At 67.1% G+C, this 9,942-nt stretch carries 7 protein-coding genes; 3 read left to right on the top strand and 4 right to left on the bottom strand.

The window, feature by feature from the left end; all coding sequences use genetic code 11:
* Nucleotides 1-86: 86 nt before the first annotated feature.
* From ACNAW0_RS29030 to ACNAW0_RS29040, 3 genes are all read right to left on the bottom strand, one after another.
* Entirely contained in the window at nt 87-530 is a 444-nt protein-coding gene (locus ACNAW0_RS29030) for a hypothetical protein (protein WP_416291224.1), read from the bottom strand.
* Complete coding sequence (locus tag ACNAW0_RS29035; protein ID WP_416291225.1) at nt 530-934, bottom strand: hypothetical protein; 405 nt, start codon at nt 932-934, stop codon at nt 530-532. The genes ACNAW0_RS29030 and ACNAW0_RS29035 overlap by 1 nt, the downstream gene beginning before the upstream one ends.
* A 200-nt stretch (nt 935-1,134) precedes the next feature.
* Nucleotides 1,135-4,842 (bottom strand): beta-galactosidase, encoded by a 3,708-nt coding sequence (locus ACNAW0_RS29040; protein ID WP_416291226.1) that lies wholly within the window; start codon nt 4,840-4,842, stop codon nt 1,135-1,137.
* Between the two features lie 766 nt (nt 4,843-5,608).
* Between ACNAW0_RS29040 and ACNAW0_RS29045 the strand changes: the two genes are divergently transcribed.
* On the top strand, nt 5,609-7,072 hold the full coding sequence (locus tag ACNAW0_RS29045; protein ID WP_416291227.1) for a lysyl oxidase family protein: 1,464 nt from the start codon (nt 5,609-5,611) through the stop codon (nt 7,070-7,072).
* A gap of 178 nt (nt 7,073-7,250) precedes the next feature.
* On the opposite strand, the gene ACNAW0_RS29050 is transcribed toward ACNAW0_RS29045, so the two are convergent.
* Nucleotides 7,251-8,042 carry an SAM-dependent methyltransferase gene (locus ACNAW0_RS29050; RefSeq protein ID WP_416291228.1) on the bottom strand — a complete coding sequence of 264 codons (792 nt, stop codon included), beginning with the start codon at nt 8,040-8,042 and terminating at the stop codon, nt 7,251-7,253.
* Between the two features lie 567 nt (nt 8,043-8,609).
* Here ACNAW0_RS29050 and ACNAW0_RS29055 point away from each other — a divergent pair.
* Together ACNAW0_RS29055 and ACNAW0_RS29060 are read left to right on the top strand one after the other, a co-directional pair.
* Nucleotides 8,610-9,614, top strand: coding sequence for an N-acetylmuramoyl-L-alanine amidase (locus ACNAW0_RS29055; RefSeq protein WP_416291229.1), 1,005 nt, complete (start codon nt 8,610-8,612; stop codon nt 9,612-9,614).
* A gap of 139 nt (nt 9,615-9,753) precedes the next feature.
* A partial coding sequence (locus ACNAW0_RS29060; RefSeq protein ID WP_416291230.1) for a hypothetical protein occupies nt 9,754-9,942 on the top strand: 189 nt, incomplete at its 3' end.

The raw sequence follows: 9,942 nt of genomic DNA on the forward strand, positions 1-9,942 counted from the left end.
GCCCCTATCCGCCCATGTCGTCCGCGCGGACAACTTGGTCTCATAAGCCCTCCGTCGCCGTGCCTGTTGCGCGCGAGGAGCTCCGCTCAGCCCAACTGTGCCGCGTCCGGGCCCTCGCCCCAGATGTTCATGATCGTCCAGCGTGTTAGCCCGTAGATCAGCGTCCAGCCGACCGGTGTCAGGTAGGACACGACGATGACGAATGCCGCGACGGTGCCGGCGCGGATCCGATCCCGCAGTGCCTGCTCTCCCTCGCCCCTCAGCGCGCGCCGGCCCCGCCAGGCAAGAAGTGCCGCGAACAGCGGGGCCAGCCAGGCCACCGCCATGGCGAGCAAGGTGAACCAGGCGAACGGATGAGCCAGCGAGCCGCGTACCGATTGCCCCTCACCCAGCGGCGCGTACACCATGTCGTACACGCTGTTGCTGGTCCCGCCGGCCGGCCCGCCTAGGAGCCCGAAGAGGAAGAAGAAAACCGCGAGCCCGAAAGCCCACACCAGGGCCAGTTGCGTCCGCCACAGTCCGTTCGTCATCAGTCCAGCACCCAGTTCAGCAGCAGCCGCCCCGGCGGCAGCAGTGTGAAGACGAGGAAGGCCAGCGTGAGCCCGGCCGCCGCGAACAGCGAGCGCCGCAACGCGTCGGACATCTCTCGACGCTGCCTGGCCAACGAGGTGAACGACATCAGCAGGAAGAGGACCGCGGTCATCGGCCCCACGATCGTGATGACCATGGCTGGAATCAGCAGCACCAACAACGGCCCGCCGAATACATCGCTGGGCGCCTGACATCCGGTCGCCTGCGAGCAGTGATCGGTCCCGTGGAAGGTGAACTTCAGGAGGTAGGGGACGACCGCGCCGACCAGATAGAGCGCCACCATCGAAAGTTGCGCGACCACGAGAAACCGCGCCGCGACGAAACGGGACCCCGGCTGTGACACGCCCGAAGCATACGGTCCGTGGATCTTCAGAGCCAGTCCGAGCGTACAAGGTCAGGTTGCTGCTTTCGGGCGCTCGCGAGAGGTCAGCGGGGAAGCCGGTCGAGCTGGTCTGGGTGACGAAGGGCGATCCACCGCATCTGTGGCGGGAACGGTCAGGCCTGGGCCTCCCAAGGAGGCCCAGGCCTGGCGCTGCGACGACGTCAGCCGTTACACATCAGCTGGGCGCCGGCCCAGTCCGCGTTGTCGTGGCCGTTTCCATCCCCAGCGTCGCCGACCTGAAGGGTGAGCTGCTGCACGCCGGTGACATCCGCCGTCAGATGCTTGGCCGCGGCGGTGCCGGTCATGACGCCGGTGCTGGCCACGGTCTTGCCGTCGGCGAGCACGGTGAAGGTGACCGTGCCCTTCCCTCCGGCCGAGTCGTCTACGCCGACGTCGGTGCTGAAGGAGGTGCACCTCCCGCCGAGGTCGAGCACCACGCTGCTGATTGCATTGGTGCCCAGACCCTTGGCGTACGTCACTCCGCGGATCGTGATTGGCGTACCGTCGCCGGCGCCGTTGCCCCCGACGTTCGTGTCGCGCTCGACCGGACCGTAGCCGTTGGTCGCGGACACGAAGGGCAGGTCGCTGACATAGACCAGACCGCGCTGCCGCAGCGTGATCGGGTACGTCGACCCGGTCCGCGAGGCAGTGTCGCCCTGGTGGTATGCGACTAGGGCTGCGAGGGCGTAGGCACCGCCGGCGGCGTCGTCGCCGACGTTGACTCGCCAGCTCAACGGTGCCGATTCACCGCTGGCGAGGGTGGCCGGAGCCTGATCGATCGGCGTGGCGGTCCAGCCGCTGGGCACATCAAGCGTGGCGTCGACCTCGGTCAAGGCTTCCCTGGTGTCGTTGCGCACGGCACCGGCCACGGTGAAGCTGTCACCGGCCTCTGGCTGGGCGGGGGCATCGACGCTAGTGAGCGGCGTGACAGATGCTCGACCCGGCAGCGTGGGCTGTCCGTACACCTTGGCGTTCCAGTTCGGTGCGGCAACCCGCTTGACCTTCACCCCGCCGCGAACGGTGCCAAGGTCGGTGAGCGCCACGCTCTCCGGCCCGTTGCCGGGACCACCGTCGCTCGTCACGGCCACAGCGATGGTGTTGTCGCCCTGTGGGTCGAGGACGCCGGTCGGCACGACGAAGGTGTGCTGAGGGCCGACGTTGGCGATGTACTGGCCGATGTTCCAGCCGTTGACGTAGATCAGCGCCCGGTAGTTGGCGTCCGAGACCCGCTTGCTGGGGTCGCCGATCGTGATGCCGATGGAGGAGTCGTGTTTGACGGGTACGTCGAGGCTGACGTGAGTGCGGTACCAGGTCGTGCCCGGTGCGGCGCTGCTCTGCGGGAGAGTGGTGCTGGCCCAGGCGTCGTCGGGGTAGCCGGGCAGCTGCCACCCGTGGCGTTCGCCGTACAGGCCGCCGGCGTTCATCACGCCGCGGGTGGGGTCGACGATGTCCTCGCCCCCGAGGTTGCCTTGGACACGCCAGGTGATCTCCGGCTGAGCGGCGGCGCCGTTCATCATCGCCGCGATGAGGCCGCGTCCCTCCTTGTGGGCGTCGTTCACCCCGCCGTCCTCGTTGTGGCCGTTGTTGCGGACCATCACCGACAGCACGTGTGCTCCGTCGGTGCGCAGGCCGGCGGGCACCGCGAAGGTGACCGTGCCCCTGGTCGGAGGGCTGCTTTGGCCGGAGTTCAAGACGTCCTGACCGAGGTAGACACCATCCAGCCAGGCCTGGAGCATTCCAGCTCCGCCGCCGCCATAGGTGAACGCTATGGTGCTGGCATCAGCGCCACCGGTGTAGTGGCCGCGGTACCACACGTCGCCCTGGTGGAAGCCATAGTCATCAGCGGTCAGGACCGGCTGCCCGGCGGGCGGCTTGGTGGTCGAGTTCGTCGTGGTCTTGTCCGCGACCTGCCAGGCGGAGTCGTCGAAGCCCGGCGCTGACTCTTCTGAGTCGGCCGTGGTCTTCCAGGTCGCCGTGCTCAGGTCCGGCAGCTTCACCTGCACCGCACCGGGCAGCTGAGCGGTTGCCAGCAGGCTGCCGCCGGGCTGGGTCGTGGTGGGGGTGGTGTCACCGTTCCAGACCAGCGCGGAGATGCCAGTTGGGGTCCACGCTTCGAGGTCGGCGGCGTCCTTGGTGTCGCCGGTGAGGTGAAGGCTCGCTCCGCGCACGGTGGCAGTTCGCACCAGCTCGGGGCCGCGGATCAGGACGGGGCCGTTAGAGGTGTCCTGCTGCCAGAACGTGCCGGCGGTGTCCGTGTCGGCGAGCAGCAGGGTCAGCGGTTCGCGCCCGCCGGCCGTGATGCGCACCTCGGCGAGGCCGTCGTGTGCGTAGTTCAGGCGCAGGTCTCCGGTCGCGGTGTCGTAGCTGCTGCTCACGGAGCCGGTCAGGACCTGAATCTTCGGCTGTTCGTCGTACCGGAGCACGGTTTCGCCGTCCTCGCCCTTTGGCGCGTAAAGCAGCGCCAGCTGGCCGGTCGAGGTGTTCAGATGCGTCATGATCTGGGAAGTGGAGTAGACAAGGTGCGGGCTGGTCGAGCCGGCCGCCGCATCCAGGTCGTAGTCCGCGGTGAGGATCTTCGAGTCCTGTCCGTTGATCCGCAGCGTGCCCTGCTGGGGCACTGTGTAGGTGCCGTCAGCAGTGGTGATCGGGAAGCTGAACGCGTCGTTGGTGGTGGCGTTGGATGGGTTGTGCATCGCCACGTAGAAGTGGGTTCCGGTGTCCGGGTTGACGTCGTTGTAGATCTTGATCGCCGAATTCGACGGGGTGACCGGGCTGCCCTTGTCCACCTTCGTCATTGGCTCGACACTCTGCAGGAACAGGCCGAGTTCCTTCATCGTGGTGGCCTTCGGGCGGATCTGTCGGGCTTCGCTGATGGCGGCGCCGTAGTCATAGGAGCTGTAGACGACCGGTGCGGGCAACCAGCCCCAGGAGGTGCCACCGAACGTCATGTAGACGTTGTGGATGGACAGCCGGTTCGCGATGTCGGTTCCGTAGGTGACGCGCTCGTACCCCGGGCCTTCCTGTCGGGACATGCATTCGTAGCTGCCTGGGCCGCCCCAGTAGTCGAACCAGCCGCCTCCGCGTTCGGCGACGAACCCGGGGGTGTTGGGCGAGGCGGTCGAGCCGCCCTTCGCGCCGCCGGAGCCCCAGATTCCCCAGTCCGGCGCGACTGTCGGGGATCCGGGCGTGTTGTTGCTGCGGCAGGAGCCACCGCCGTAGCCGTCGAAGGCGTAGAGGTCGTTCGGGCCTGTCACGGTTCCAGGGACGTCGCTGTTGCTGGGCACCCAGACCCCGTTGCGTCCCTTGTCGTTGTGGAAGATCGGCACGGTGATGCCGTCGGCGCGCACCTTGTCGTAGAGGTGCTGCATGTATCTCTTCTGAGACGATCCCGTCGTGGCCAGCTCGTTCTCGATCTGGTAGAGGATCACCGGACCGGTGCCGTTGGTGTACTGGTGGCGCGCGAGGATCGCGTCGACCTGGCCCAGCCATTCATCGGACGCGGCGAGGTAGTCCGCCGCGTCGCTGCGTGCCTTGCCAGCCTGCGTGGTGAGCCAGCCAGGAAACCCGCCGCCACTGGTCTCGGCGTTGATGTACGGGCCGGGACGGGCGATCACGTACAGCCCCGCTTCCTCGGCGATGTCGAGGAGCTTGTCGAGGTCGCGGACGCCGGTGAAGTCGTACACGCCGGGTTTCGGAGAGTGGTAGGCCCAGTCGAAGTAGAGGGAGACCGCGTTGTAGCCCTCGGCCTTCATCTTCTGCAGCACATCGCGCCACAGATCAGGGCTCGGGAGCCGGAAGGAATGGAACTCTCCGGACCAGATGTAGGTGCGTTGGCCGTCCAGCATCAGGGAGTACTTGTCGAAGGTCACGGTGTGTGAGGAGGAGGCTGCACTGCTGGACGAAGGCCCTTGGACGGATGCGGCCGTTGCGGCAGGGGTGGCGGCGGAGAGAGTAACGGCGGCGGCGACGGCGGCGGCGACCGCTGCCAGAGCAGTGCCCGTGCGGGTCACGCGACGCGGTCTGGCTGGGGGTGATGGGGGCTTCGAACGGGACACGGTGCGGCTCCCTGGGGGCATGCATGCAGAGCACGACTCGCATGTTTCAAATTGGTGAATCTCGTGCGAGATTGCAACTTTCCGATCGGGTCTGTCAAGGTTTCCTAGCTTCGGGAGTCCGATAAGTCCCTGTTAACTCGGTTATGGGCCATAGTCAGGGTCGAAGCTTGCGGCCTTGGAGTTGTCCGAGGCTGAGCGGGAGACGTCGCCGGAGTCGACGTCCCTCGACGCACTCCGACCGGTCACGGCCGCACTGGAGGCTGGGCTCCTGGTGGCGGGGGGCGCAGCGCTGGACGCGTCGGTTCTCGCGGGATGACAGCGCTGCCTGAAAGCCGCCCAGGTTGAAATCGGCTCACTGCGTCATACATGCCGATATTCAGGCGCGAATCCAGCGCAGTCCTGCCCGCAAAAACGAAGCGTGCGGAGAGAGGGACGACGCCCACTCTGCCCCTGGGTGGCGGCGCCACCGCTTGTCGACTTGTGACAGTGACAAATATGCGACTGCGGAGAAAAGCAACCACATGAACATCCGCGCCGTCTATCAGTTGGAACGACACTCGACAGAGCGGGGAATGCATCAATGACAGTACGAAGAGTGCTGGCCGTGGTTGCCGCAGTAGCGGCCGGGGTGAGCGGGGGCTCAGCCGCGGTCGCAGCAGCACCGACCGAGCCGCAGTTGCGGTTCGTCGCCGCAGCCCGTTCGGTGACCGTGGAGTCCTACCCGGACTACGGCGTCATGCTGGACCTGGGCACGCACCTGGTGGCCGGCAAGAATCCGTTCGAGGTGCGGCTCAAGCGCGCCTCGTACGGCGATCCCATCATGGCCGAGCAGATCGTCAACGGCTCCGCCGGCAAGCGCGTGGCGCTGCCCGCCGGACTGGTGACCGACTTCGCCGGGTTCCCGGCGTTCACCCACGTAACCATCACCGGCGCGGACGGCGCGGTCGTCCTCGAACGCGACGAGAGCCTCTGCCCGAACTCCTGGTACACGACGCGGACCCGGCCGGACGCGCCGGACAGATCGCCATACCCGCAGGACTGCCCGACCAACCCGTTCACCATCGGCGCGGTGTGGGGCATCCAGGCCGGGTGGAGTGCGCCAGCGGGCATGCCGTGGTGGCAGGCCGAGCCGGTCGACCTGGCGGAAGGCACCTACACCGCGACGGCCCGAGTGAACCAGCCGTACCGCGACCTGTTCGGCATCCCGGCCGACCAGGCGTCCGTAACCATCGAGCTCAACGTGCGCGAATACAAGGACGATTGGCTTCGGGCCGCGACAGGCGCGAACGCCGCCCGGTCCGGGGCGGCCCTGACCCCGGGCGCGCGCCCGGCGGGCAAGAACAGCATCCCGAAGAACGGGCCCAGGCCAGACCTCCGGTCGCTGCCCGCGTGGGGCATCCAGATCGGCGGGTACGAGGACAGCGGCGACCGCGACTACCTGTCGTTCAGCGCCACCGTGTGGGTCGCCGGCCAGTCGCCGCTGGTGGTGGACGGCTTCCGCCGCTCCGGCGAGGACTTGATGGACGCGTACCAGTACTTCTACGACGCGAAGGGCAAGCAGACCGGGTACGCGCAGGTGGGCACCATGGAGTGGGACGCCCGGGACGGCCACCACCACTGGCACTTCACCGACTTCGCCCAGTACCGGTTGCTGGACGAGAACGCCCAACTGGCGGTGCGTAGCGGCAAGGAGGCCTTCTGCCTGGCCAACACGGACGCGGTCGACTACACCCTGCCGGGCGCCAACTGGCGGCCAGGCAACACCGACCTGCACACCGCCTGCGGTGACCAGTCCTCCCTGGCCGTCCGGGAAGTGCTCGATGTCGGCTCGGGCGACACCTACGGGCAGTACCTGCCGGGCCAGTCGTTCGATATCACCGATCTGCCCAACGGCACCTACTACATCGAAGTGGCCGCCAACCCGAGCGGCCGGCTGTACGAGTCGGACACCACGAACAACACCTCGCTGCGCAAGGTGATCCTCGGCGGCGAGCCCGGTGCTCGCACCGTTGAAGTCCCACCGCACCAGGGCATCGTGGGCTGACCACGGTCAACGTCCCGGCGCTGGTCGTCGCGTCGCACATCGGCGATGCGACGACCAGCGCCCAGCGGACGAGCCGAGGAAGGTGCGGGCAGCCGCCCGTCATCTTCTAGATCGACCCCAGCTGATCCGCGGGTGACGCCCCGCCGGCACAGAGCCCGGTACACAAACGTGCTCCGGCTCAAACCTTGCGGGCTACCCCGCCATACAGTGCGGCCTGGGCGTCGATGAACCGGTCATCGTGCTCGGGGAGCCACCGCAGGATCGGCACCACGCCCGGGTCGACCAATTCCAGCCCGGTGAAGAACCGGGCGACCTCGGGCTGGTCGCGCAGCCGCGTCGTGATGCCCTGGCGACGCATGATCTCCACGAACCGAGCCCAGGGCTCCGGCTCGAAGTCCGCGGTGATGTGCGACAGCACCAGGTAGCTGCCGCTGGGCAGCGCCGCCATGAGCCGCTCGACGATGCTGTACGGGTCGTTTTCATCATCCATGAAATGCAGGATCGCCAAGAGCAGCAACGCGACCGGCTGGTCAAAATCCAGGTTGTCGCGTAGCTCGGGCGCGGCCAGGATGCGGTCGACGTCCCGGAGATCGGCGTCGACGTAGGCCGTGCGCCCCTCCGGCTTGCTGGTCAGCAGCGCCCGCGCGTGGGCCAGCACAATGGGATCGTTGTCGACGTAGACGATACGCGCCGACGGGTCGACCGCCTGCGCGATCTCGTGCACGTTGGGCGAGGTCGGCAGCCCCGTACCGATGTCGAGGAACTGCCGGATCCCGGCCTCGGCCGCCAGGAACCGCACCGCCCGGCGCAGGAACCCCCGGTTTTGCAGCGGCGCGGTGGCCGCGTTCGGGTTGACCTTGAGCCCTTCCGCCGCCGCGGCCCGGTCGGCGGCGAAGTTGTCCTTGCCGCCGAGCAGAAAGTCATAGACCCGCGCGGGGTGCGGCCGTTCCGTGTCGAAGGGTGCGGCCACCGATCCTCCAAGCGAGTACCCACAACGTCCACGACAGCATAGGACCCGTCCAGTCCACTGTCACCGGTCGCTCGGTGCCCGCCCGACGTCGAGTAGGCGCAACACAGCGTTGCTCGCAGTCGGCCGCAGACTCTTGGCCTGTTGAAAACTGCCAAGCGTTGCGATGGAATAGTCGGAATGTTTCACCACCGATCCTCGCGGACGAAGGTGGCATCATGTCAGTCCGCCCACCCTGTCTTCTCGGCATGGCGATGGCCGGCGCCGTGCCGGCCGTCGCCTCCCTGACCGGCACGTCCGCGAGCGGCGCCGGCCCGTTCGGCGAGGTGACCTCCTACGGGGTGTACCGCTTCGGCGGGGTGACCATCCCGGCGGGCCATCAATATCATTCGCCAACCCACAGCAGTTGTCGTTGTTGTTCCACACCCCTCATGGAGGCAGCGCATGTCAACTCATCGGCACGAGGTCGATCGTCGCACCTTGTTCAAGGCAGGTCTGGGTACTGGGATCGCGGCGATCGTCGGCACTGACCTGTTCGTGGCGGCACCAGCGGGTGCCGCGCCCAGCGCCATGTTCCCCTGGATCATCGACTGCGACACCTGGGGTGCGCGTCCGCCAAGGGGAGCGATTCAGATCACCGGCAACACCACCAACAAGATCATCCTGCATCACATGGCGTTCCCGAACGTCACCGACTACTCCCGCGACCAGGCCATAAAACTGGCGCGGGACTGCCAGAACCTGCATATGGACGGCAACGGCTGGGTGGACACCGGACAGCACTTCACGGTCAGCCGCGGCGGCTACGTGCTGGAGGGTCGCCGCCGCAGCCTGGAGACGCTCGACGCCGGCGCGCACCAGGTCAGCGCCGCACACTGCCCGGGCGAGAACGGGAACGCGATCGGGATCGAGAACGAGGGCACGTACATCACCGAGACGCCGCCTGACGCACTGCTCGACGCGCTGGTGAGGTTGTGCACGGCCGTGTGCCAGCAGTTCCGGCTGCAGCCATGGGACATCTTCGGCCACTGGGACTTCTACCCCACCCAGTGCCCGGGCATCGCCTTCTACCGGTTGTTCCCGATGGTGCGCTCGCGCGTCGCGGCAGCACTCGGTACACAACAGTCGGACATCCCCGCACGCCGGTGGCCCGACATCTGGCGCTTCGTCGACGGCCCGGTTGTGCAGGTCGCGCAGTACCTGCTCGCCGATCTCGGGTACCCGCTGATCCCGAACGGCAACTTTGGCTACGACATGAATGGCGTCGTGGCCGACTTCCAGGCCAACCACGGGATTCCGGTCGACCCGGACGCGACCTTCGACGCGGCCACCTGGGAAGCGCTTGTGCCGACACTCGAGAAGGACGCCAGCGGTCTTCCCGTCAACGCGCTGCAGTTCCTGCTCGGCCGCAAGGGGTACGGCGACGTCACGGTGAGCGGCGAATTCGACCACAGCACCATGAAGGCGGTCCAGGACATGCAGCGCCTACACGGCCTGGTGCCCAATGGAAAGGTCGACGTGGACACGTGGTGCGCGATTGTCGGCGGCTCAGTTCGTTCGGCCTTCCAGTACTGAACGCCGCCTGCTGGCTGGTCTCAGGACGATCCGGATCCGACCGACGTAGGCGCTGGAGCGCTGATACGCCGGTCGGCCGGACGGGCGAACCAGGCTCACGAATTTGGCTATGAATCCTTAGTGGACATATACTGATTGGGTGGATTTTCTCCGACTGCCGAAGGCCGTGGAGCGGCTGGCGGTGCACGGTGCCATCCTCGGCGTGTTCCGCCCGATGAAGCTCGGTGGGCGGGAGGAACTCTTCAAGGATTTCGGTTCTCTGGTCACGGTGTTCGTCGGGGGTCTGTACGGGATGGGCTCGGTGGAGAGCCGGCGCAGTCTGTTGGCT

This window comes from Micromonospora sp. SL1-18 (assembly GCF_047921505.1).
In the GTDB taxonomy this organism is placed as follows: Bacteria; Actinomycetota; Actinomycetes; order Mycobacteriales; family Micromonosporaceae; genus Micromonospora.

Coding starts and splice junctions, on each gene's coding strand:
- ACNAW0_RS29055 (WP_416291229.1), top strand. CDS start 8,610: ATGTTCCCCTGGATCATCGACTGCGACACCTGGGGTGCGCGTCCGCCA.
- ACNAW0_RS29030 (WP_416291224.1), bottom strand. CDS start 530: ATGACGAACGGACTGTGGCGGACGCAACTGGCCCTGGTGTGGGCTTTC.
- ACNAW0_RS29045 (WP_416291227.1), top strand. CDS start 5,609: ATGACAGTACGAAGAGTGCTGGCCGTGGTTGCCGCAGTAGCGGCCGGG.